The sequence below is a fragment of the Cryobacterium sp. AP23 genome (genome assembly GCF_054075385.1).
In genome coordinates this window covers 2,808,923-2,831,119 of record NZ_CM133415.1, presented here as the reverse complement: position 1 = coordinate 2,831,119, position 22,197 = coordinate 2,808,923, and the positions used below count along the sequence as shown (strand labels likewise).

Annotated in this window: 20 protein-coding genes and 2 tRNA genes; 9 read left to right on the top strand and 13 right to left on the bottom strand. The window is 67.0% G+C overall.

The annotated features are described in order from the left end of the window. The first annotated feature begins 1 nt into the window (after position 1). The 5 genes from ACU5E9_RS13440 to pknB all read left to right on the top strand — a co-directional run bounded on the left by ACU5E9_RS13440 (position 2) and on the right by pknB (position 7,629). The gene (locus tag ACU5E9_RS13440) at positions 2-1,231 is read left to right on the top strand and encodes a PP2C family protein-serine/threonine phosphatase (protein WP_456810411.1); all 1,230 of its coding nucleotides are present in this window, start codon (positions 2-4) and stop codon (positions 1,229-1,231) included. Continuing rightward, positions 1,215-2,615 carry an FtsW/RodA/SpoVE family cell cycle protein gene (locus tag ACU5E9_RS13435; RefSeq protein WP_456810410.1) on the top strand — a complete coding sequence of 467 codons (1,401 nt, stop codon included), beginning with the start codon at positions 1,215-1,217 and terminating at the stop codon, positions 2,613-2,615. Before ACU5E9_RS13440 ends, ACU5E9_RS13435 begins: the two co-directional genes overlap by 17 nt. After that, a complete protein-coding gene (locus tag ACU5E9_RS13430; protein WP_456810409.1) occupies positions 2,616-4,067 on the top strand; it encodes a peptidoglycan D,D-transpeptidase FtsI family protein in 1,452 nt (483 codons plus the stop codon). It begins immediately after the preceding gene. Then, complete coding sequence (locus ACU5E9_RS13425) at positions 4,064-5,842, top strand: protein kinase domain-containing protein (protein ID WP_456810408.1); 1,779 nt, start codon at positions 4,064-4,066, stop codon at positions 5,840-5,842. The genes ACU5E9_RS13430 and ACU5E9_RS13425 overlap by 4 nt, the downstream gene beginning before the upstream one ends. A gap of 89 nt (positions 5,843-5,931) precedes the next feature. Beyond that, positions 5,932-7,629, top strand: coding sequence for a Stk1 family PASTA domain-containing Ser/Thr kinase (gene pknB / locus ACU5E9_RS13420; RefSeq protein WP_456810407.1), 1,698 nt, complete (start codon positions 5,932-5,934; stop codon positions 7,627-7,629). Positions 7,630-7,702: 73 nt separating this feature from the next. On the opposite strand, the gene ACU5E9_RS13415 is transcribed toward pknB, so the two are convergent. The 3 genes from ACU5E9_RS13415 to ACU5E9_RS13405 are packed head-to-tail and all read right to left on the bottom strand — an operon-like array spanning position 7,703 to position 9,353. After that, positions 7,703-8,341, bottom strand: coding sequence for an anthranilate synthase component II (locus ACU5E9_RS13415; RefSeq protein WP_456810406.1), 639 nt, complete (start codon positions 8,339-8,341; stop codon positions 7,703-7,705). Continuing rightward, a complete protein-coding gene (locus ACU5E9_RS13410) occupies positions 8,338-8,499 on the bottom strand; it encodes a hypothetical protein (RefSeq protein WP_456810405.1) in 162 nt (53 codons plus the stop codon). The genes ACU5E9_RS13415 and ACU5E9_RS13410 overlap by 4 nt, the downstream gene beginning before the upstream one ends. Before the next feature lie 53 nt (positions 8,500-8,552). Next, positions 8,553-9,353 carry a class E sortase gene (locus ACU5E9_RS13405; RefSeq protein WP_456810404.1) on the bottom strand — a complete coding sequence of 267 codons (801 nt, stop codon included), beginning with the start codon at positions 9,351-9,353 and terminating at the stop codon, positions 8,553-8,555. Between the two features lie 77 nt (positions 9,354-9,430). Here ACU5E9_RS13405 and ACU5E9_RS13400 point away from each other — a divergent pair, with 77 nt between their 5' ends. Further along, positions 9,431-9,673 (top strand): cell division protein CrgA, encoded by a 243-nt coding sequence (locus ACU5E9_RS13400; protein ID WP_456810403.1) that lies wholly within the window; start codon positions 9,431-9,433, stop codon positions 9,671-9,673. Between the two features lie 155 nt (positions 9,674-9,828). On the opposite strand, the gene ACU5E9_RS13395 is transcribed toward ACU5E9_RS13400, so the two are convergent. Both ACU5E9_RS13395 and ACU5E9_RS13390 read right to left on the bottom strand, forming a co-directional pair. Then, the gene (locus ACU5E9_RS13395; protein WP_456810402.1) at positions 9,829-10,677 is read right to left on the bottom strand and encodes a rhomboid family intramembrane serine protease; all 849 of its coding nucleotides are present in this window, start codon (positions 10,675-10,677) and stop codon (positions 9,829-9,831) included. 12 nt (positions 10,678-10,689) lie between these two features. After that, positions 10,690-11,229, bottom strand: coding sequence for a peptidylprolyl isomerase (locus tag ACU5E9_RS13390; protein ID WP_456810401.1), 540 nt, complete (start codon positions 11,227-11,229; stop codon positions 10,690-10,692). Positions 11,230-11,352: 123 nt separating this feature from the next. On the opposite strand from ACU5E9_RS13390, the gene ACU5E9_RS13385 reads away from it, so the two are divergent. From ACU5E9_RS13385 to ACU5E9_RS13375, 3 genes are all read left to right on the top strand, one after another. Continuing rightward, positions 11,353-11,889: a hypothetical protein gene (locus tag ACU5E9_RS13385; RefSeq protein ID WP_456810400.1), complete on the top strand. Its 537-nt coding sequence runs from the start codon at positions 11,353-11,355 to the stop codon at positions 11,887-11,889. Between the two features lie 253 nt (positions 11,890-12,142). Beyond that, a complete protein-coding gene (locus tag ACU5E9_RS13380) occupies positions 12,143-12,589 on the top strand; it encodes a MarR family winged helix-turn-helix transcriptional regulator (RefSeq protein WP_456810399.1) in 447 nt (148 codons plus the stop codon). A gap of 128 nt (positions 12,590-12,717) precedes the next feature. Continuing rightward, the gene (locus ACU5E9_RS13375) at positions 12,718-14,166 is read left to right on the top strand and encodes an MATE family efflux transporter (protein ID WP_456810398.1); all 1,449 of its coding nucleotides are present in this window, start codon (positions 12,718-12,720) and stop codon (positions 14,164-14,166) included. 54 nt (positions 14,167-14,220) lie between these two features. On the opposite strand, the gene ACU5E9_RS13370 is transcribed toward ACU5E9_RS13375, so the two are convergent. The 8 genes from ACU5E9_RS13370 to gnd all read right to left on the bottom strand — a co-directional run bounded on the left by ACU5E9_RS13370 (position 14,221) and on the right by gnd (position 22,169). Next, a tRNA-Ala gene (locus tag ACU5E9_RS13370) sits at positions 14,221-14,293 on the bottom strand. A 57-nt stretch (positions 14,294-14,350) separates the two neighbouring features. Then, positions 14,351-14,424: transfer RNA gene (locus tag ACU5E9_RS13365), tRNA-Ile, on the bottom strand. 84 nt (positions 14,425-14,508) lie between these two features. Next, the gene (locus tag ACU5E9_RS13360; protein WP_265398170.1) at positions 14,509-14,916 is read right to left on the bottom strand and encodes a DUF3566 domain-containing protein; all 408 of its coding nucleotides are present in this window, start codon (positions 14,914-14,916) and stop codon (positions 14,509-14,511) included. Further along, on the bottom strand, positions 14,909-17,494 hold the full coding sequence (gene gyrA / locus ACU5E9_RS13355) for a DNA gyrase subunit A (RefSeq protein WP_456810397.1): 2,586 nt from the start codon (positions 17,492-17,494) through the stop codon (positions 14,909-14,911). Before gyrA ends, ACU5E9_RS13360 begins: the two co-directional genes overlap by 8 nt. Continuing rightward, positions 17,484-19,460, bottom strand: coding sequence for a DNA topoisomerase (ATP-hydrolyzing) subunit B (gyrB, locus tag ACU5E9_RS13350; protein ID WP_456810396.1), 1,977 nt, complete (start codon positions 19,458-19,460; stop codon positions 17,484-17,486). The genes gyrA and gyrB overlap by 11 nt, the downstream gene beginning before the upstream one ends. Positions 19,461-19,581: 121 nt before the next feature. Then, entirely contained in the window at positions 19,582-20,070 is a 489-nt protein-coding gene (locus ACU5E9_RS13345) for a DUF721 domain-containing protein (RefSeq protein ID WP_456810395.1), read from the bottom strand. Beyond that, on the bottom strand, positions 20,063-21,274 hold the full coding sequence (gene recF, locus ACU5E9_RS13340) for a DNA replication/repair protein RecF (RefSeq protein WP_456810394.1): 1,212 nt from the start codon (positions 21,272-21,274) through the stop codon (positions 20,063-20,065). The genes ACU5E9_RS13345 and recF overlap by 8 nt, the downstream gene beginning before the upstream one ends. Before the next feature lie 7 nt (positions 21,275-21,281). After that, the gene (gene gnd / locus ACU5E9_RS13335) at positions 21,282-22,169 is read right to left on the bottom strand and encodes a phosphogluconate dehydrogenase (NAD(+)-dependent, decarboxylating) (protein ID WP_456810393.1); all 888 of its coding nucleotides are present in this window, start codon (positions 22,167-22,169) and stop codon (positions 21,282-21,284) included. Positions 22,170-22,197: the final 28 nt, after the last annotated feature.

Here is a 22,197-nt window from a genome sequence, read left to right as displayed (position 1 = left end):
CATGGCAACGGTTAGTCACAGCGCAGCCGCGTCCAACGTTGGCAAGATTCGATCCAACAACCAGGACTCCGGGTACGCCGGGCACACCCTGTTCGTGGTGGCCGACGGCATGGGCGGGCACGCCGGCGGGGACGTCGCCTCCGCCATCGCCACCAAACGCATCATGGAGGCCGACAAGGTCTACCAGTCGCCGCAGGACGCCGAGTTCGCCCTGCAGGCAGCCCTGATCGCCGCGAACTCCCAACTGGCCGAGACGGTGTTCGAGCACGCCGAACTCACCGGCATGGGCACCACCGTCAGCGCCCTCGTGGTGCTCGACGGCCAGGTCGCGATCGCGCACATCGGCGACTCCCGCATCTACCTCCTCCGTGATGGTGAGCTGTCACAGATCACCATCGACCACACCTTTGTGCAGCGACTCGTCGACAGCGGCCGCATCACCGAGGCCGAGGCCATGGTGCACCCGCGCCGCTCGGTGCTGATGCGGGTCCTCGGCGACGTCGAGGCGTCCCCGGAGATCGACACCTCGATCCTGGCCACCCGTGCCGGCGACCGCTGGCTGATCTGCTCCGACGGTCTCAGCGGCGTGGTGTCGAACACCGGCATCGGCAACGCCCTCAAGGCCCCGCTCGACGCCCAGGCGGTGGCCGACCGGCTGGTCAAGGAGAGCCTGGACGGCGGCGCCCCCGACAACGTCACCATCGTCGTCGTCGACATCGGTGACGGCGAAGAACGCAAGGGCGACCCGGTCGTGGTCGGCTCCGCCGCCGCACCGCTGGCGTTCGGCGAGGAACCGGTGCGCACCCGCGCCCCCCGCATCCCCTCGCTGCGGCTGCACCCGGTGCGGGAGACCCACTTCGAACCCGACTCGCAGGACTACCTCTCCGAGCTCATCGAGGAGGACGCCCGCCGGGCGCTGCGCCGCAAGATCACCTGGCTGGCCGGCATCGTCCTGCTGGTCGTCGCCATCGTCGGCGCCGCCGTGCTGGGCTACCAGTGGACGCAGAGCCGCTATTTCGTGGGCGTCGAGGGCAGCACCGTCGCCATCTACCAGGGCATCCAGCAGGACCTCGGCCCGATCAAACTCTCCAGCGTCTACGAAGACACCGACCTGGAACTGAACCAGCTGCGCGTCTACGACCGCCAGCAGGTGGAGCGCACCATCAACGCCTCCTCCCTTGAGGACGCCAAACTCATCGTGGAACGGTTGAGCAATGCCCCGGCAGAGTAAGCCCGCCACGGATGCCCGCGCGGCCGCCCCGCAGACCGGTAAGATCCGCCGGTTGCACCTGCCGCAGAAGCTGCGCAACCTTGAACTGTTCCTGCTCGTCATCGCCTGCGGCATCAACCTCGGCGCCGTCGTGCTGGTGCAGCTGGGCGCGCTCGGCCTGATCGACACCACCCTGGTGCTGCTCGGCGCGAGCCTGTCCGGCCTGGTCATCGCGCTGCACTTCGTGCTGCGCTTCGTCGCCCGCGAAGCCGACCCGTTCCTGCTGCCGATCGCCACCCTGCTCAACGGCATCGGCATCGCGATGATCTACCGCATCGACATCGCCAACAACGAGAGCGGCTGGGCCAGCGCCGCCGTCCGCCAGACGGTGTGGAGCGGGCTGGCCATCGCCTGCGCCATCGCCGTGATCCTCATCATCCGCAACCACCGGGTGCTGTTCCGGTACACCTACGTGGCCGGGTTCGTCGGTGTGGCGCTGCTGCTGCTGCCGCTGGTGCCGGGTCTCGGCCGTGAGGTCAGCGGCGCCAGGGTCTGGATCGGCTTCGGCGACTTCGCCACCTTCCAGCCCGGTGAGATCGCGAAGATCGCCCTGGCGGTGTTCTTCGCCGGCTACCTGGTGCGCAACCGCGACAGCCTGTCCATGGTGGGCAAGAAGTTCCTCGGCATGCGGTTCCCGCGCCTGCGCGACCTCGGCCCGATCCTCGTCGTCTGGGCCCTGTCGATGTCGGTCATCATCTTCCAGCGCGACCTCGGCACCGCCCTGCTGTACTTCGGCCTGTTCCTGGTGATGCTCTACCTCGCCACCGCCCGGCTCAGCTGGGTGTTGCTGGGCATGTCGCTGTTCCTCGGCGGCGCCCTCATCGCCAGCCAGACCCTCGACTACGTCAACGGCCGGTTCACCAACTGGCTGGATGCGCTGAACCCGGCCGTGTACGACGCCGACGGCGGCAGCTATCAGCTGGTGCAGGGACTCTTCGGCCTCGCCAAGGGCGGCCTGATCGGCACCGGCCTCGGCCAGGGCCGCCCCGAGCTCACCCCGGTCCCGCAGAGCGACTACATCATCGCCAGCCTCGGCGAAGAACTGGGCCTGGCCGGCCTGTTCGCCATCCTGGCCCTGTACCTGCTCTTCGTCGCCCGCGGGTTCCGCATCGGCTTCGCCGGCCAGGACGACTTCGGCAAGCTGCTCGGCGTCGGTCTCTCCTTCGTCGTGGCGCTGCAGTGCTTCATCGTCATCGGCGGCGTCACCCGGGTGATTCCGCTCACCGGCCTGACCACCCCGTTCCTCGCCGCCGGCGGCTCCTCCCTCGTGGCCAACTGGATCATCGTGGCCCTGCTGCTGCGCCTGTCCGACACCGTCCGCAACCAACCTCGGCTGGTGGTCTAGATGAATCGTGAACTCAAGCGCGTCAGCGTCGTGGTGCTGCTCATGTTCGTGGCGTTGCTCTGTTCCACCTCGATCGTGCAGGTTTTCCAGTCCGACAACCTGGCCGCGGATGACCGCAACACCCGCACCCTGCTCGACAGCTACTCCGTCGAACGCGGCGCCATCCTCGCCGGCGGCCAGCCGATCGCCCAGTCGGTGCCGGTCGACGACAACTTCAAGTTCCAGCGCACCTACAGCGACGGCCTGTTGTACGCCCCGGTCACCGGCTTCATCCCCGTCAACGGCGCACCCACCGGCCTCGAGCAGGCGCTCAACGGTGAGCTCAGCGGCACCTCCAACGCCCAGTTCTTCGACCAGGTCTCCAGCCTCGTGACCGGGCAGGACCCCAAGGGCGCCGCCGTGGAGACCAGCATCGACCCCGTCGCGCAGCAGGCCGCCTGGGACGCCCTTGGCGAGTACACCGGCTCCGTGGTCGTCACCGAGCCCGCCACCGGCCGGGTGCTGGCCATGGTCTCCAAGCCCAGCTACGACCCCAACCAGCTGGCCGTGCACGACAGCGCCGCCGTCAATGACACCTACGACGCCCTGGTCAACGCCCCCGGCGACCCGCTGATCAACCGGGCCATCAACTCGCTCAACCCTCCCGGCTCGGTCTTCAAGCTCGTCGTGGTGGCCACCGCGCTCGAATCCGGCCAGTTCACCCCGGAGAGCACGTTCCCCAACCCGGCCACCTACCAGCTGCCCAACTCCAGCTCGATCGTCACCAACTCCGGCGGCGGCACCTGCGGCTCCGGAGACACCGTCACCATCGCCACGGCCCTCCGGCTGTCCTGCAACATCCCGATGGCCGAGCTCGGCCTGCAGCTCGGCGATGACGCCATCCGCAAGATGGCCGAGAAGTTCGGGTTCAACTCCGACTTCACCATCCCGCTTCCGGTCACGGCCAGTGTCTACCCGACGGACCCCGACGACGCGCAGACGGCTCTCTCGGCCTTCGGTCAGACCAGCGTGCGGGCCACACCGCTCCAGATGGCCCTGGTGTCGGCCACGATCGCCAACGGAGGGATTGAAATGCAACCCAACCTCGTCGACCAGATCCTGGCGCCGGACCTCAGTCCCCTGCAAACGTTCGAACCCGTCGCCGCTGATCGCGTGATCAGCGCCGAAACCGCGGCCACCATGACCCAGATGATGATCAACGGAGTCCAGGACGGTGCCGCGAGCAATGCAAGAATAGACGGAGTCGACGTGGCGGGAAAAACGGGGACTGCGGAAAACGGCGACGATGACCCATACACCTTGTGGTTCACCGGATTCGCCCCCGCGGATGACCCGCAGTACGCGATTACCGTTCTCATCGAAGATGGCGGGGGACTCGGTCAGACGGGGTACGGCAACTTGCTTGCCGCACCGATAGCGAAACAGGTACTAGAGGCGGTGCTGAATAAATGAGACCCACAGCAGGGCTCACCTTCGGGGGACGTTACGAGCTGCAATCCCGCATCGCCATCGGCGGTATGGGCGAGGTATGGCAATCCGTCGACCTCGTCATCGGCCGTACGGTCGCCATCAAGATCCTCAAGGACGAGTACCTCGGCGACCCCGGATTCCTCGAGCGCTTCCGCGCTGAGGCCCGGCACGCCGCGCTCGTCAACCACGAGGGCATCGCCAACGTCTTCGACTACGGCGAAGAAGACGGCAGCGCCTTCCTCGTAATGGAGCTGGTGCCCGGTGAGGCGCTCTCCACCATCCTCGAACGCGAGCACACCCTGCCCGCCGACAAGGTCCTCGACATCGTCGCCCAGACGGCTGCCGCGCTGCACGCCGCGCACGCCGCCGGCCTGGTGCACCGCGACATCAAGCCGGGTAACCTCCTGATCACGCCGGAGGGCCGGGTCAAGATCACCGACTTCGGCATCGCCCGCATCGCCGACCAGGTTCCGCTCACTGCGACCGGCCAGGTCATGGGCACCGTGCAGTACCTCTCGCCCGAGCAGGCCAGCGGGCGTTCGGCATCGCCGACCACCGACATCTACTCGCTCGGCATCGTCGCCTACGAAAGCCTCGCCGGTCGTCGCCCCTTCACGGGCGAGTCTCAGGTGGCCATCGCGATGGCGCAGATCAACGAACAGCCGCCGCCCCTGCCCGACACCGTGTCGGAGCCGGTTCGCAACCTGGTGATCTCCTGCCTGGCCAAGAACCCGGCCGACCGGCCGGCCTCCGCCGCGCACCTGGCCCGGGCGTCGATCGCCCTGCGCCGCGGCGACGTCGCGGCGGCAGCGGCCTCCGTGCCCGCCGTCATGGCCGGCATCACCCCCACCGCCGCCACCCAGCTGATGCCCGGCGCCGGTTCGAACCAGACCACCATGCTGATGCCGTCCGCAGCCGCAGCCGCGGGTGCCCAGCCGGCCACGCGTGCCGAGGCCGCGGCCGCCGCAGCCGCGACCACTCCGGCGAAGAAGAAGAAAAAGCGCAGCCCGTGGACGTGGCCGTTGATCGCCCTGATCTCGATCCTTGGCCTGGTGCTCGCCGGTACCGTCTTCACGATCCTCACCGACCAGACCACCACCCCGGACCCGGCACCCAGCTCGCAGACGCCGGCCCCGGAGGTGTCGGAGACGCCGACACCCACGCCGACCCCCACACCGACGACCGTGCGGATCAACCGGGACGACTTCCTCGGACTCACCAGCGGCGAGGCGCGCGACAAGCTCGCCGAACTCGAGTTGAGTGCGAACGTCGTCAACGACCAGCGTGCCGCGGAGACCGAAGACCAGATCGACCGCGTCTACGAGATCAACCCCACCGGGTCGGTCGCCAAGGGCACCACGATCACCGTCAGCGTCTACGGCGGGTTGGCCCTCCCCACCGCGCCGTCGGGCGCGCCGACCGCCGACCCCAGCACGGTCGAGCCTGCCGGTGAGGTCACCGTCTCCTGGCCGGCACAGTCCTGCCCCACCGGCCAGGAACTCTCCGGCTACGAGGTCATCGCCGAAGGCAACGGCGCCGTTTCGCCCGCACCCACCGGCGCGGATGCGACGACGGCCACCGTCACCGCCGGCACCGGCGACTTCACCGTGAAGTTCCAGTACTTCTGCGGTGATGTCTCCTCCGGGTACTCCCCGACCACCTCCGTGGTCGTGGAAGCCGAAGAGGCACCCACGCCGACTCCGACACCGACACCGACGGCCAAGGCGACGGTCGCGCCGGCCGCGCCCGCCCAGTAGCGGAATGCCGACCGGCCGCACGGGCGGCCGGTCGCAGCCGGCACCCAGAGTAAAATGACTGACATTGTCCGCGAGCAGGGAGTTTTGCATTGACTGATGAGGGCCGACTGCTTGCTGGTCGTTACCGCGTCGGCGCGTCGATCGGACGCGGCGGCATGTCCGACGTGCACATCGGCACCGACTCCCGTCTGGGCCGCACCGTGGCCATCAAGCTGCTCAAGTCATCCCTCGCCGCCGACCCCTCCTTCCGCACCCGGTTCCGCCAGGAGGCGCAGGCCGCCGCCCGCATGGCGCACCCCACCATCGTGCGGGTCTTCGACGCCGGTGAGGAAACCCTCACCGAGGACGACGGCACCGAGACGCAGATTCCGTTCATCATCATGGAGTTCGTCGACGGGCGCCTGCTCAAGGACATCATCAAGGAAGGCCCGATCGAGACCACCGAGGCCGTCCGCATCATCGACGGGGTGCTGACCGCGCTCGAGTACTCGCACCGGGCCGGCGTCGTGCACCGCGACATCAAGCCGGGCAACATCATGATCACCAAGGCCGGCCAGGTCAAGGTGATGGACTTCGGCATCGCCCGCGCGATCTCCGACTCCGCCACCACCGTCGCCCAGACCACCGCGATCCTCGGCACCGCGGCCTACTTCTCCCCGGAGCAGGCCAAGGGCGAGTCAGTGGATGCGCGCACCGACCTGTACTCCAGTGGCGTCGTGCTCTTCGAGATGCTCACCGGCCGGCCCCCGTTCCGCGGCGACACCCCTGTCGCCGTCGCCTACCAGCACGTCAGCGAAGCGCCGGTCCGGCCGAGTTCGATCAACCCCAAGGTCTCCCCGGCCCTCGACACGGTCGTCGTGCACGCCCTCGCCAAGGACCGGTTCGACCGCTACCAAAGCGCCGTCGAGTTCCGCAACGACGTCGAAACCGCCGGCGCCGGGCACATCCCCGTCCGCCGTCCCGCCGACGACATCGCCGGTGGCCTGTTCGGCGCGCCACCCGAGGTGGCCTCCACCTCGGAACTGGCCCTCAAGCAGCTCGCTGAGGACCAGACCATGGACCGCACCCAGCGGCGCCCACCGGTGATCTGGATCTGGGCCGGCATCGTCAGCGTCGTCGTCATCGTCATCGCGGTGATGTTCTGGGCGTTGAGCCTGAGCCCCAGCGATGAGCTGCCCGACGCGTCCCGGCGGGTACCCGTGCTCGTGGGCACCAGCTACGACGACGCGCAGGATGCCCTGCTGGAGCTGGACCTGGCCGCCACGAAGGCGGAGGAATCCAGCGCCACCGTGGCCAAGGACCAGGTCATCCGCACCGATCCGCCCTCCGGCACCATCGCCCCGCCGGCGACGGTGGTGAAGGTATTCGTGTCGACGGGTGCCGAGCTCGTGGAGATGCCGGACACCACCAACCAGCCGTTCACGGCCGCCGAACCGTTCCTCACCGAGCGGGACTTCATCTCCGGCTCCGTCACCACCCAGAACTCACCGGATGTGCCGGAGGGAATCGTCATCGACACCGTTCCGGAGCCGCACAGCCAGACCGCGCTCGGGTCGACCGTGGACTTCACCGTGTCCACCGGCCTAGTCACGATGCCCAATGTGGTCGGTCAGTCCCTGACCGCGGCCAACCAGCTGCTGATGACCTCTGACCTGCAGCTGGAGCCGACACCGATTGCCGACTACACCTGCGACCAGCTGACCGGTTCCCCGATCGTGCGGCAGTCACTGGCCCCCGGAGACGTGCCGCAAAAGTCCGAGGTAGAACTCACCTACTGCGCCGGCTGACGCCAACACCACAGCGGCCGTGGGGGGGCCTCAGAGTTTCTGAGGCCCCCCCACGGCCGCTTTCGTAGCTCGGTCAGCCCTGCTTGAGCATCGGGGTGAGGTGCTTGGCCGTCTCCCGCGCCTCGGGAAGGCCGGCCAGCGCCAGCCAGTTCGCCACCATCAGGTAGCCACCCTCGGTCAACACCGACTCCGGGTGGAACTGCACACCCAGGATCGGCGCGGAGACGTGCCGCAGGCCCATGATGACCCCACCGGCGGTGCGGGAGGTGACGACGAGGTCGCTCGGCACGGTGCCGTTCACCACGGCCAGGGAGTGGTACCTGGTGGCGGTGAAGGGCTGCGGCACCCCGGCGTAGAAGTCGCTGTCGTCGTGGGTGATCAGCGAGGTCTTGCCGTGCATGAGCTCTTCGGCATTGGTCACCGTGGCCCCGAACGCCTCGGCGATCGCCTGGTGGCCCAGGCACACACCGAACAGGGGCAGGTTCGTGGCCAGCGCCACTTCCACCGCCGGGATCGACAGCCCCGCGTCAGCCGGCTTGCCCGGGCCGGGCGAGACCAGCACACCGTCGAATTCGGCCAGCCGGGTGGTCATCTCCTCGGCGGGGAACGCGTCGTTCCGCACGACCTCGGTTTCGGCACCGAGCTCCCGGAGGTATCCGTTGAGGGTGTAGACGAAGCTGTCGTAGTTGTCGATCACGAGAATGCGGGTCATGGGGCGCCCACCGTCACTTCCTGGTTGTCAACGATTGCATTCACCCAGGGGAATACCCAGGTGGCGAGGGAGTAGAGCACGACACCCAACAACACGAGCACGAGCAGGATGCGCACCCAGACCGGTCCGGGCAGGAGGCGCCAGAGGGCTGCGTACATGGTGTCTGTCCTCGATCTTGTTGGTCTGGGTGGTCGCTGGTGTCGGCTGCGGCTCAGCCGGCCGGCATCATCGCGGCCAATTCGGCCGGTGGCCCGGCAGAGGTCGGCTGCCAGGACTCGAATACACCGTATGCGATGATGCGTTCGGCCGTCGAGAGCAGCGGGTTACAGGTGGTGAGGGTGATGAGCCGGTCAACGGGGGTGGCGCCCGGATCGTGCGGAACCGGCGCGATCGCCTCGATCGCGCTCGGGGGTACGTACTCGAAGTCACGAAAGCGGTAGGTGTAGTAGCCGTCGGCCGTCTGAACGTAGATCGCATCGCCCAGCTGCAGCTCGTTGATCACGTGCATGCCGCCGCCGTTGGCGCTGCGGTGCGAGGCGATCGCGAAGTTGCCGACTTCGCCGGGCATCTGGCTGCTGGGGTAATGCCCGATTCCCAGTGCGGCACTGTTGAGGACGTCGGTGCCGGTGCCCTGCGCGATGGTGCGGTGGTAGTCGGCGCCGAACCGCGGCACGTACAACACGGCGAACGCGGTCGCGTTTCCGGGCGCTTCGGCCACGACCGGGTCGCCGTAGCCCTCCTCGGTGACCGGCGCGGGGTCGGGGTCAAGGGCGACGTCCTCGGTCCAGCCCTGGCTGATCGACTCGGCGGCGCGGGACTGCGCCGCGGCCATCACGGCGTCGTTCCACCACAGCTGCCAGGCGAGGAACAGGAGCACGATGACGCCCCCGGTGATCAGCAGCTCGCCGAGCACCCCGGCCACGCTCACCCGGCGCCGCACCCGCAGCCTCGACGCTCGCTCGGCCCTGCGCCCGGTCGGGGCCGGAACTTCGGGCTGGGCCGGCTCGGTCATGCAGTCGATTCTAATCGGGCCCACCCCGAGTGAGGTTTCGGCAGGTGTCTACAGGCGGTGACGCTAGAATCTCAGGCATGGCACGCACAAATCCCCGAACCAAGCCCGCTCGCCCGGAGGCCCGCTCCGGCGAGGACGCCCCGAACGCAGTCTGGTTCAAGCCGGTCATGTTCGGATTCATGCTCATCGGGCTGGCCTGGATCATCGTCTTCTACGTGAGCCAGGGCGCACTGCCGGTCGCCAGCCTCGGATCCTTCAACATCCTCGTCGGCTTCGGAATCGCCTTCATCGGCTTCCTGATGACGACCCGCTGGCGCTGACCCACCCCCCCACTCTTCATCACCTGTTCCGCGGGAATTAACCACCCGTTCGGGTAGTCAATTACACCGGTGTAATTATCCCCAGTGTGGAAACTCCTGTGGATAACTTTTCCTCCAGGTGTGGATAACTCCTGTGGAAACCGGTGCGGCCGCTCTTAGACGAACAGCTTGGTGAGGCTGAGCGCCACGAGAACCGCGGCGAAAGCGCCCAGCAGCACGAGCTGGAGCACCCGCTGGTTGCGCGAGCGGGTCTGCACGAAGATCAGCCCGATGACGGCACCGCCGATGAGGCCGCCCACGTGGGCCTGCCAGGCCACGTTGAGCCCGGGCAGGAAGCCGATCACCAGGTTGATGCCGACCAGCACCAGCAGCTGGGTGGCATTGCCGCCGAGCTTGCGCTGGATGACCAGGAACGCGCCCATCAGGCCGAAGATCGCACCGGACGCGCCGACGACGGCCACGGTGGGAGCGGCCAGGAACAGGACACCCAGCGATCCGGCCAGCCCGCTGAGCAGGTAGAGCGCCAGGAAGCGGCCGCGGCCGAGCATCCGTTCGAGGATCTGCCCGAAGATCCACAGCGTGTACATGTTCAGCAGCACGTGGAAGATGAAACCGGTGGAGTGCACGAAGACGCTGGTGAGCATGCGCCAGGGTTCGAAAGCGACCGGGTAGGAGTAGATGCCCGCGTACAGCAGCCGGTCGGTGACATCCAGACCGGGAATGAGCTGCAACAGGAAGACCACGAGGGTCAGCGCGATGATCGCGTAGGTGACCGTGGGCTGGCCGGGAGCCGTGAGTCGGCTCAACCGGGTGCGGGCGGCCGACTTGGTGCGCGGCGCGGACTGACGCTGGTCATTCATGCACTCGGGGCAGATGACGCCGACCGCGGCCTGGGTCTGGCACTCCGGGCAGATCGTGCGCCCGCAGCGCTGGCAGAGGATAAAACTCTGCCTGCCCGGATGCCGGTAACAGAAGTTGGCGGCGGTTCCGGGCAGGCTGGTCATGATCGAGGGGTCCTAGACCTGCTCGACGGTGATGCTCTCGATGACGACATCGGTGAGCGGACGGTCGCGGCCGTCGGTGGGCACGGTCGCCAGCTGGTCGACGATCTTGCGGGACGCCTCGTCCTCGACAGCGCCGAAGATGGAGTGCTTGCCCTGCAGCCAGGTGGTGGGCACGACGGTGATGAAGAACTGCGAACCGTTTGTGCCGCGGCCTCCCTGGATGCCGGCGTTCGCCATGGCGAGGACGTAGGGCTGGGTGAAGTCGAGCTCGGGGTTGATCTCGTCGTCGAACTGGAAGCCGGGGCCGCCGGTGCCCTGGCCCAGCGGGTCGCCGGCCTGGATCATGAAGTCCTTGATGATGCGGTGGAAGACCGTGCCGTTGTACAGCGGGTCGGTGGAGGTCTTGCCCGTGGCCGGGTGCTTCCACTCGATCTCGCCGGTGGCGAGACCGACGAAGTTCTTGACGGTCTTCGGCGCGTGGTTCCCGAAGAGGTTGACCTTGATCGGTCCGAGGGTCGTATTGAGCGTTGCGACTGCAGTGTGCTTAGACATAGGGACAATTCTTGCACAGCAGCATTGGCCGAATCCGTCTGCCTGTCAGGCATTCAGAGCGCTCACAGGCTATTCAGTGGCAAGATGGTCAGTGTTTACCACACGAATCGATGGAGGGTCCAGATGAGCCTGTCACGCAAGCGCCGAAAGGAACTCACTCGTCTGCGCAAGAGCGCGGACGAACTGTGGAGTCACCAGCAGGATGTTCTCAACCGCGCAAACGAGATTGCACGTGAGGCCGGCCACCAGGCTGGTGTGCTTACTCGTGAAGAAGTTGTCCCCCGCGTTCGCCAGGGATATGAGCAGTACCTACTCCCCGGCGTCAATGCCACCCAGGATTTCGCCGGTGGGGTCCGGCACCAGGTTGTCGACAAGGTCCTTCCGGGCATCGGCACCGCGCTGGGCACGGTTCTCTCCGTTGGTGACATCGCCAAGGAAGCCCGCGTCTCAGCTCTGAACCGGGTTCGTTTCCAGAAGCCGGTCGTCGTGCAGAAGCAGGGGCTGGGTGCGGGAACGTACGTCGCCATCGGTGTGGGCATCGCTGCCGCCGCTGGTGTGGCCTACGCCATCTGGCAGACCTTCCGCGCCGACGATGAACTGTGGGTCTCCGAAGACGAGTCGCTCCTCGATTCGCCGATTGAGAAGTCCACGGACATCTAGTCCGCAGCACTAACACCCAAGGCCCTCGTCTCTGACGGGGGCCTTGTTGCATGCCTGGGCCCTGTACGGCCCTGTGTTCGGGTATGAGCGGATGAGGCCGGCGCCGGCGCCCAGGGCGCCGCCACGCCCTCCCGACGCCGTGAGCGCCCACCAGGGGGCGGCGGCGGTGCGCCGACTCGTCCTGGGGCCGTATCACTCCCCGGCATCAGTTCGATTCTTGACAGTTAGATATCTAACGGTTAGAGTTCTAATCATGGACGAACAGCGACTCGCACTCACCACCAGCCTCGAGCTGGTCCGCTGGATCGGCTGGGCTCAGATGAAGGCCGGCGAGGAATGGATCAGGGAGCGTGAGCTCAGTCACGCCCAGAGCTTCGTGCTCGGGTACCTGGCCCAGAATCCCGGTGCGATCCAACGCGACATTGCCGAGATCAGCCGCACCAGCGCCGCGAGCGTCTCGAGCCTCCTGCAGGGGCTCGAGCGCCGCGGCCTCGTCGAGCGTAGAGCGGATGCGGGCAACGAGCGCGTCAAACGGGTCTACGCGACCCCGGCGGGCACCGAGTTGATCGCCGGGTTCGCCACCGCCATGGCCGCGGCGGACGAGACCATCCTCGCCCCGCTGAGCCAGGACGAGCGCGCCGCCCTGCACGAGCTGCTCACCAAGATCACCGCGGAACTGCCGCAACCGACCCGCTCCTAGCCCCGGCCTCCCGCCCAGGACAACCACCGCCGTTCCGGCGGCCTTCGGCGCGCCCTGAAAGACCTGAATCAGCCTCGCCGTGCCGGCGTTCGTCGGCGCGCGCTCGAACCTGCCCGAAAGGACCACTCATGAGCTCCGCCCCATACCTCGAACCCGCAGGCCGGCCAGACCCTGTCCACACCAACCGGTGGTACCTCTCCTCGGCCCCGGTCATCAGCGCCCTCGTGCATCTCTGCGTGCCGATGGCCGCCGCGATGATCGTCGGCGCCATCTACAACCTCGTCAACGCCGGCGTCATCGGTTCCCTGCACGACACCACCCTGTTGGCGGCCATCACCCTGGGTTCCCCCATTCTCGGCCTGATCATGGCGGTCGGAAACGTCTTCGGCGTCGGCGGCGGCGCGATGATCTCGCGTCTGCTCGGCCGCGCGGAGCAGGACCCAGCCCAGCTCGCGGGCATCAAGCGGGTGTCCTCGTTCGCCGTGTGGGGCGCCGTGATCACCGGCGCCGCGGTCGGCGGCATCGGGCTGCTCCTGCTGCATCCCCTGGTGGCGCTCCTCGGTTCGAACGCCGCCGCCGTGCCCGCCACGACAGCGTTCGTCGCCGTCATGCTTGCCTTCGTACCCGTGCTCGCCGCCGCCGTCTGCCTGGAGCAGATCGTGCGAGCCGAGGGCGCCGCGCGCCAGGTTATGGTCGGTCTCATAGCGTCGGTGGTGGCCAACGTCGTGTTCGACGTGGTGTTCATCCTCGTGCTGCACTGGGGCGTCGCCGGTGCAGCCCTGTCGATGGGTCTGGCCAATCTCGGCGTTGTCGGCTATTTCTCGGTCTGGCTGACGCGGCACAGCGACCATGTCAGCCTCTCGCCACGATGGTTCACCCTCTCACGCACGGTGCTGAGCCCGGTGCTCGGCGTCGGCATCGGCACCCTGTTGCAGTCAGCTTTCCTGATCGTCACCGCGCTCGTCCTCAACAACCTCGCGGCGACCTACGGAGACGGCCCGCTCGCGGCCATGGGCGTGGCGGTGCGTATCGCGCAGGTTCCGGAGTTCCTGTTGATGGGTGTCACCATCGGCGTGCTCCCGCTCCTGGCCTACTCCTTCGGCAAGGGCGACAAGGCACGGCTCACCGCGGCGGTGCGTGCAGCCTGCATCGCCGTCGGCAGCATCGCCCTGCTCTTCTCGGCGGCCGTGTTCGCCTTCCGCGAGGCGATCTTCTCGGCCTTCGTCGCCGACCCCGCTGTCCTGGTCATCGGCATGAGCATCATCTCGGCGCAACTGGTAGCGATGATCGCGAACGGCTTCACGGGCCTGATCACGTCGCTCTTCCAGGCCACCGGGCTGGCTCTGCCGGCCACCGTGATGTCGGTGACTCAGGGGATCCTGTTCATCCCGATCGTCATCCTCGGCAACGTCTGGTTCGGCTTGCCCGGCATCATTTGGGCGCTCACCGTCACCGAGGGCGCCGTGCTGGTCGTCGGCATCCTGATGTGGGCTGCGTCCCGTCGGGCGATCGACTCCGGCCTCGCCGGCGGCAGCCCGGAACGCGCGGAGGAACTCCTCGAGCAGACGGCAGCGTGATCAACCGGAACGAGAAAACCCCAGCCGGCGCGAGCCGGCTGGGGTTTCATTCTGTGGAGCCACGGGGAATCGAACCCCGGACCTCCTGCTTGCAAAGCAGGCGCTCTACCAATTGAGCTATGGCCCCGAACCGCTCCCCACGAGGTGGGGATCTGGCGGAGATGTAAGGCTATTTGTAAATACGTGGGGATACCGGGATTTGAACCTGGGACCTCTTCGTTATCAGCGAAGCGCTCTAACCAACTGAGCTATATCCCCCTATTGGGCAGGTTTCAGACTAACGGAAACCGGCGAAAAGTCCCAATCGAGGCCGCGAGGCGACCCCGATCGGGAATCCGACGATCAGTTGTTGGTGAATCCGACGAGCAGGCCTCCGGTGACCTTGACGCTCAGGTTGTACAGCACGGCGAAAATTGCGCCGAGCGCGGTGATGACGACGGTGTTGATGACCGCCACGACGACCGCGAAGCCCATGACGTTGCCGATGGACAGGATCGTGGTCAGCTGCGAAGAGCTTCCCGCGATATCCGTGTACAGGGCGTCGATCTGGGTGAAGATACCGGTTCCATTGAGCACCGTGAAGGTGAGGAACGTCGCGACGATGGTCACGACGGCCAGGCACACGGCGATCAGGAAGGACAGCTTGACGGCCGACCAGAAGTCGACATACACGAGCTTGAGACGTACCTGCTTAGACGTGGTTGCACCTCGGCTCGACTTCTTGGCCAGTTTTTCGGCGACACTACTCATCTGCTGATTCTACTTTCCCCGGCTCGCTTTCCGTTGCAGCCTCAATTTCGACTACCAGATTGCGCTCGGTGTTCTTCGCGATCGCGATGATCCTGTCTTGCTCCGCGAACTTTGCGAAAACGACGCCCATGGTGTCCCGGCCCTTGGCCGGCACTTCGGCGACGTCAGAGCGTACCACCTTGCCGCTGGCAAGTACCACGAGAACCTCGTCCTCGCCGTCGACGATGATGGCCCCGACCAGGTCACCGCGGTCGTCGTTGAGCTTGGCGACCTTGATGCCGAGGCCGCCACGGTTCTGCAGGCGGTACTGGTCAACGGAGGTGCGCTTGGCGTAGCCGCCCTCGGTGACGACGAAGACGTAGCCGTCGTCGGAGACCACCGAGGCGTCGAGCAGGGTGTCGTTGCCGCGGAAGTGCATGCCGATGACGCCGGAGGTGCTGCGGCCCATCGGGCGGAGGGCCTCGTCCGACGCCGTGAAGCGGATGGACATGCCCTTCTTCGACACCAGCAGCAGGTCGGAATCCTCGTCGACCAGCAACGCGGAGACGAGTTCGTCGCCCTCGCGCAGCTTGATCGCGATGATGCCGCCGGTGCGGTTGGTGTCGTATTCGGCCAGCGCGGTCTTCTTGATCAGGCCCTCGCGGGTGGCCAGGGTGAGGTACTGGGCCACACCGTAGTCCCGGATGTCCAGGATCTGGGCGATTTCCTCGCCCGGCTGCAGCGCGAGCAGGTTCGCCACGTGCTGGCCCTTGGCGTCACGGCCGGCTTCGACCGCCTCGTACGCCTTCGCGCGATAGACCCGGCCGGTGTTCGTGAAGAACAGCAGCCAGTGGTGGGTGGTGGTGACGAAGAAGTGCTCCACCACGTCGTCGGCGCGCAGCTGGGCACCCTTGACGCCCTTGCCGCCGCGGTGCTGGTTGCGGTAGTTGTCGCTGCGGGTGCGCTTGATGTAGCCGCCGCGGGTGACGGTGACCACCATCTCCTCTTCGGGGATGAGGTCTTCGATCGACATGTCGCCGTCGAAGCCGAACATGATCTCGGTGCGGCGGTCGTCACCGAACTTGGCGGTGATGTCGGTGAGTTCCTCGCTGACGATCGTGCGCTGACGCTCGGGGCTGGCCAGGATCGACTTGAATTCGACGATCTGCAGTTCCAGCTCGGCGGCCTGGTCGATGATCTTCTGGCGCTCGAGGGCGGCCAGGCGGCGCAGCTGCATGGTGAGGATCGCGTCGGCCTGGAGCTTGTCGACCGTAAGCAGGTCCATCAGGCCCTCGCGGGCGTCGTCCACGGTGGGGGAGCGGCGGATCAGGGCGATGACCTCGTCGAGCGCGTCGAGCGCCTTGAGGTAACCGCGCAGGATGTGCGCATCCGCCTCGGCCTTGTTCAACCGGAACTGGGTGCGACGCACGATCACGTCGATCTGGTGGGCGACCCAGGCGCTGATGAAGCCGTCCAGGGCCAGGGTGCGCGGGATGCCGTCGACGATCGCGAGCATGTTCGCGCCGAAGTTCTCCTGCAGCGGGGTGTGCTTGTAGAGGTTGTTCAGCACCACCTTGGCCACGGCGTCGCGCTTGAGCACGATCACGAGGCGCTGGCCGGTGCGGCCGCTGGTCTCGTCGCGGATGTCGGCGATGCCGGTGATCTTGGCGTCCTTGACGAGGTCGGCGATCTTGATCGCCAGGTTGTCCGGGTTCACCTGGTACGGCAGCTCGGTGATGACCAGGCAGGTGCGCCCCTGCAGTTCCTCGATGCTCACCACGGCCCGCATCGTGATCGAGCCACGGCCGGTGCGGTAGGCGTCCTGGATGCCCTTGATGCCCAGGATCTGCGCGCCGGTGGGGAAGTCCGGGCCCTTGATCCGCTGGATGAGCGCTTCGAGCAGCTCCTCGCGGGTGGCGTCGGGGTTCTCCAGGTACCAGAGGGCGCCGGCGGCCACCTCGCGCAGGTTGTGCGGCGGGATGTTGGTGGCCATACCGACGGCGATGCCGACGGAGCCGTTCACCAGCAGGTTCGGGAACCGGGCCGGCAGCACGGTCGGCTCGAGGGTGCGGCCGTCGTAGTTGTCCTGGAAGTCGACGGTGTCTTCGTCGATGTCGCGCACCATCTCGAGGGCCAGCGGGGCCATCTTCGTTTCGGTGTATCGCGGTGCGGCGGCGCCGTCGTTGCCGGGGGAGCCGAAGTTGCCCTGGCCGAGCGCGAGCGGGTAGCGGAGGCTCCACGGCTGCACGAGGCGCACGAGGGCGTCGTAGATGGAGGAGTCACCGTGCGGGTGGAACTGGCCCATCACGTCGCCGACGACGCGGGCGCACTTGGAGAAGGCCTTGTCGGGGCGGTAGCCGCCGTCGTACATGGCGTAGATGACCCGGCGGTGCACGGGCTTCATGCCGTCACGCACGTCGGGCAGCGCGCGTCCGACGATGACGCTCATCGCGTAGTCGAGGTAGGAGCGCTGCATTTCCAGCTGCAGGTCGACCTGGTCGATCTTGCCGTGCTGGGTGCGGTACTTGGCGGCCGCCTCCGCCGCTGCCGCCGCGTCGGCGGTGTCGGGCGTGGTGCCGGTGGTGTCGTCAGATGTCAAGGAAACGCACGTCCTTCGCGTTCTTCTGGATGAAGTTGCGTCGGGATTCGACGTCTTCGCCCATCAGGGTGGAGAAAATTTCATCGGCGGCTGCCGCGTCGTCCAGGGTCACCTGGAGCAGGGTGCGGGACTCGGGCGCCATGGTGGTTTCCCACAGCTCCTTGTAGTCCATCTCACCGAGACCCTTGTAGCGCTGGATGCCGTTGTCCTTGGGGATCCGCTTGCCGGCGGCGGCGCCGTCGGCCAGCAGGGCATCCCGCTCGGCGTCGGAGTAGACGTACTCGTGGGCCGAGTTCGACCACTTGAGCCGGTACAGCGGCGGCTGGGCGAGGTAGACGTAGCCCAGGTCGATCAGCGGGCGCATGTAGCGGAACAGCAGGGTCAGCAGCAGGGTGGTGATGTGCTGGCCGTCCACGTCGGCATCGGCCATCAGCACGATCTTGTGGTACCGCACCTTGTCCGGGTTGAAGTCCTCGCCGAGGCCCGCGCCGAACGCGGTGATCATGGCCTGCACCTCAGCGTTGGCGAGGGCGCGGTCGAGCCGGGCCTTCTCCACGTTGAGGATCTTGCCGCGCAGCGGCAGGATCGCCTGGGTCTCGGGGTTGCGGCCCTGCACGGCGGAACCGCCGGCCGAGTCACCCTCCACGATGAAGATCTCGGAGGAGGCGGGGTCCTTGCTCTGGCAGTCCTTGAGCTTGCCCGGCATGCCGCCGCCCTCGAGCAGGCCCTTGCGGCGGGCGGTCTCCCTGGCCTTCCGGGCGGCCATGCGGGCCGTGGCGGCCTGCAGCGACTTCCGGATGATCTCGCGCGCCTGCACCGGGTTGCGGTTGAACCAGTCGGAGAGCTGATCGCCGACGACCCGCTGCACGAACGTCTTGGCCTCGGTGTTGCCCAGCTTGGTCTTGGTCTGGCCCTCGAACTGCGGTTCGGCGAGCTTGATCGACACGACGGCGGTCAGGCCCTCGCGCACGTCGTCACCGGAGAGGTTGTCGTCCTTCTCCTTGAGGATGCCCTTTTCCCGGGCGTACTTGTTCACCAGGGTGGTCAGCGCGGCGCGGAAGCCCTCTTCGTGGGTGCCGCCCTCGTGGGTGTTGATGGTGTTCGCGTAGGTGTGCACGCTCTCGGTGTACGCGGTGGTCCACTGCATGGCCACCTCGAGCGCGATCTTGCGGGTGGTGTCCTCGAACTCGAACGAGATGATCTCGTCGTTGACCAGCTCGGCCTTCTTGGCCCGGTTGAGGTAGGCCACGTAGTCCATCAGGCCCTGCTCGTACATGAACGAGTTGGTCAGCGGCTTGTCCTCGACGTCGCGGCTCTCGGCGCGCTCGTCGGTGAGGGTCAGGCGCAGTCCCTTATTAAGGAACGCCATCTGCTGGAACCGGGCACGCAGCGTCTCGTAGTCGAATTCGATGGTCTCGAAGGTCTCGGCGCTCGGCCAGAAGGTGATCGTGGTTCCGGTTTCGTCCGAAACCTCGTCCTGGGTGAGCGATTCGTTCGGCACACCGTTGTGGAAGCTCTGGCGCCAGACGTGGCCCTGCCGGCGCACCTCGACCTCGAGGCGGCTGGAGAGGGCGTTCACCACGGAGCTGCCGACGCCGTGCAGTCCACCGGAGACGGCGTACCCGCCGCCGCCGAACTTTCCACCGGCGTGCAGAACGGTCAGCACGACCTCGACGGTCGACTTGCCCTCGGCCTTGTGGATGTCGACGGGGATGCCGCGGCCGTTGTCCTGCACGCGCACCGCACCGTCGGCGAGAATGCGGATATCGATGGTGTCGCAGTACCCGGCGAGGGCCTCGTCGACGGAGTTGTCGACGATCTCGTAGACGAGGTGGTGCAAACCGCGGGGCCCGGTTGAACCGATGTACATTCCGGGGCGTTTGCGAACAGCTTCGAGGCCTTCGAGAACCTGAATGTCCTCTGCGCCGTATGCGTGCTCCGGCTCGGTTTTCGGTTCAATTGTCATGTGAAATTGGGCTCCTGACCGTCGCACAGGCGACCCTTCAGCCTACCAAACACCCCGACGGCCAGAGGCCAAATCCGCCGTTTGACGCGTTTTATTCGCACGGTTGACCTGATTTGTCTCCCTACCCGTAGGTATCGCGTGGACCCCGCCCTGGAATTGATCTGGGACCCTTTTTCCAGGAGGGCGCGTTAGGCCCCTGAAAACGAATTGCCGCGATCCCCGCGTCGGGGAACTTCTGCATGATGTGCGTCATGATTTCGACCCGCATCATTCGCAGCTGAGTCGCCCACGCGGTGGACTCGCAGTGCACGGTGAGAATGCCCTCGTCGATGCCCGCCGGGGTGGAGTGCTTGGCGGTTTCCTCGCCGGCGAGTTCGATCCAGGAGCCGAGCAGGTCGGATTGGGCCATCGGGGAGTTCCAGCCCAGTTGCGCGGTCAGGGAGTTGATGGTCTCACCGAGCCCGCGAGGGTCGCGGCCGGCGCCGAACGGCACGCTCGAGCCGATTTGCGGGCTGGCCTTGCGCCGGGTGCGCTTGCGGGCGGCGTTGGGGTCGCCGAACACGTCCTTGAATCGGAGGTAGACCTTGGCGGCCTCGCTGTGTTCAGCCACGGTCCGGCCCGGTTTCGGCGTGAATCTGGTCGGACACCGGACCGTCCACGACGGCGCCGGCGTGAATATGAACAGCGTGCGCGGCCAGCACCGCGGGCACGTCCTCGAACACGGCCGCGGTGATGAGCACCTGCTCGTACCCGGTCACGGCTGCCGCCAACCGCTGGCGCCTGGACTGGTCGAGCTCGGCGAAGACGTCGTCGAGGATGAGCACGGGGTCACCGCTGGAGGAATCCCGGCGGAGCAGTTCAGCGGAAGCCAGCTTGAGGGCCAACGCGAACGACCACGATTCACCGTGGCTGGCATACCCCTTGGCGGGCAGGTTGTTCAGTTCGAAGACCAGGTCGTCCCGGTGCGGGCCGGCGAGGGTCATGCCGCGGTCCAGTTCCTTGCGGCGGAGGCCGGCCAACGCGGCCCGGAAGGTGCCGGCGGTGTCGCTGCCGCCGGCCGGGGCATCCGCCGGAGCGGCACCGGCAGCGTCGGGCGCGTCTGATTCTTCGTCGGCACCGAGGATGCTCAGGGACGCGACCAGGTTGGGTCCGTGGTCGGCGCCGGCCACGGCGCGGTACGCCGCACCGAGCGGGGGCAGGAGTTGGCGCACGAGTTCGGCGCGTTCGTCGATGATCTCGGAGCCGAGCGCGACGAGCCGCTCATCCCAGATGTCCAGGGTGCCGAGCTGGGAGGACTTGACACCGGACGCCCTGGCGGATTTGAGTAGGGTGTTCCGCTGCCGCAACACCCGGTCGTAGTCGGTGAGCACGCCGGAGAGCCGGGGGCTGCGCAAGATGAGGAGCTGGTCGAGGAACCGGCGCCGGCCACTGGGGTCGCCGCGCACGAGGGCCAGGTCTTCGGGGGCGAAGAGCACACTCGAGAAGTAGCGGGGGAGTTCCCTGGTCTTGATCACTGAGCGGTTGACCTGCGCCCGGTTCAGGCCGGAACGGTTGATCTGCACCTCGGTGAGCAGGTCGCGCCCGTTGTACTCGAGGCGGGCGCGGATGATGGCGGATTCCGCACCGGATCGCACCATTGCACCGGTCTGGGACACCCGGTGCGAGCCGAGGGTGCTCAGGAAGCCGAGCGCCTCCACCAGGTTGGTCTTGCCCTGCCCGTTCTTGCCCACGATGAGGTTGGGGCCGGAGCCAAAGGGGACCTCGGCTTGCGCGTAGTTGCGGAAGTCGGTGAGGGAGAGGTGTGTGACCCGCACGCCGGAATCAGTCTGCCTTCTTTATGGCATGGCCGCCGAACTGGTTGCGCAGCGCTGCCACGGCCTTCATGGCCGGTGAATCCTCCTGGCGGGAGGTGAATCGGGCGAAGATCGAGGCGCTGATGGCCGGAACCGGCACCGCGTTGCTGATCGCTTCCTCGATGGTCCAGCGGCCCTCGCCGGAATCCTCGACGTAGCCCTCGATGTCGGCCAGCTGCGGGTCGTCCTTGAGGGCACGCACCAGGAGTTCGAGCAGCCAGGAGCGCACGACGGTGCCCCGCTGCCAGGCGGTGAACACGCCGGGAACGTCCTGGATCAGGTCGTCGCGCTTCTCGAGCAGTTCATAACCCTCGGCATAGGCCTGCATCAGCGCATATTCGATGCCGTTGTGCACCATCTTGGCGTAGTGGCCGGCGCCGACCTTGCCGGCGTGCACGAAGCCTTCTTCGCGGGGACCTTCGGGGCGCAGGGCATCGAAGACCGGCATGGCCCGTTCCACGTCGACCGCGGCGCCGCCGACCATAAGCCCGAAGCCGTTGGTTGCACCCCAGATTCCGCCGGAGACGCCGGCGTCCACGTAGTGCACGCCCTGTTCGGCGAGGAGCGCCTCGTGGGTGAAGTCATCCGTGAACCGGGAGTTGCCGCCGTCGATGACCAGGTCGCCGGGGGAGAGCTTCGTGGCCAGGTCCGCGATCACGGCCGTGGTGATGGCGCCCGCGGGAACCATGACCCAGACCAGTCGCGGTGTCGGCAGCGCAGCGACGAGGTCGACGGTCGATGCCACGTCGGACACGGCGGGGTTGCGGTCGTACCCGGTGACCTCGATGCCGGCGGTGCGCAGGCGGTCCCGCATGTTGGCACCCATTTTGCCGAGGCCGACGATTCCGATGTGCATAACTGTCCTTCGTGGTTCGAGTGCTGGT

Excerpts from the sequence above, each read along its gene's own strand:
- ACU5E9_RS13410 (WP_456810405.1), bottom strand. The coding sequence starts at position 8,499 with ATGTACGCAGCCCTCTGGCGCCTCCTGCCCGGACCGGTCTGGGTGCGC.
- ACU5E9_RS13395 (WP_456810402.1), bottom strand. The coding sequence starts at position 10,677 with ATGACCAGCCTGCCCGGAACCGCCGCCAACTTCTGTTACCGGCATCCG.
- ACU5E9_RS13430 (WP_456810409.1), top strand. The coding sequence starts at position 2,616 with ATGAATCGTGAACTCAAGCGCGTCAGCGTCGTGGTGCTGCTCATGTTC.
- ACU5E9_RS13435 (WP_456810410.1), top strand. The coding sequence starts at position 1,215 with ATGCCCCGGCAGAGTAAGCCCGCCACGGATGCCCGCGCGGCCGCCCCG.
- ACU5E9_RS13415 (WP_456810406.1), bottom strand. The coding sequence starts at position 8,341 with ATGACCCGCATTCTCGTGATCGACAACTACGACAGCTTCGTCTACACC.
- ACU5E9_RS13400 (WP_456810403.1), top strand. The coding sequence starts at position 9,431 with ATGGCACGCACAAATCCCCGAACCAAGCCCGCTCGCCCGGAGGCCCGC.
- ACU5E9_RS13375 (WP_456810398.1), top strand. The coding sequence starts at position 12,718 with ATGAGCTCCGCCCCATACCTCGAACCCGCAGGCCGGCCAGACCCTGTC.
- ACU5E9_RS13425 (WP_456810408.1), top strand. The coding sequence starts at position 4,064 with ATGAGACCCACAGCAGGGCTCACCTTCGGGGGACGTTACGAGCTGCAA.
- gyrB (WP_456810396.1), bottom strand. The coding sequence starts at position 19,460 with ATGACAATTGAACCGAAAACCGAGCCGGAGCACGCATACGGCGCAGAG.
- ACU5E9_RS13385 (WP_456810400.1), top strand. The coding sequence starts at position 11,353 with ATGAGCCTGTCACGCAAGCGCCGAAAGGAACTCACTCGTCTGCGCAAG.
- ACU5E9_RS13405 (WP_456810404.1), bottom strand. The coding sequence starts at position 9,353 with ATGACCGAGCCGGCCCAGCCCGAAGTTCCGGCCCCGACCGGGCGCAGG.
- ACU5E9_RS13380 (WP_456810399.1), top strand. The coding sequence starts at position 12,143 with ATGGACGAACAGCGACTCGCACTCACCACCAGCCTCGAGCTGGTCCGC.
- ACU5E9_RS13390 (WP_456810401.1), bottom strand. The coding sequence starts at position 11,229 with ATGTCTAAGCACACTGCAGTCGCAACGCTCAATACGACCCTCGGACCG.
- gnd (WP_456810393.1), bottom strand. The coding sequence starts at position 22,169 with ATGCACATCGGAATCGTCGGCCTCGGCAAAATGGGTGCCAACATGCGG.
- ACU5E9_RS13360 (WP_265398170.1), bottom strand. The coding sequence starts at position 14,916 with ATGAGTAGTGTCGCCGAAAAACTGGCCAAGAAGTCGAGCCGAGGTGCA.
- ACU5E9_RS13440 (WP_456810411.1), top strand. The coding sequence starts at position 2 with ATGGCAACGGTTAGTCACAGCGCAGCCGCGTCCAACGTTGGCAAGATT.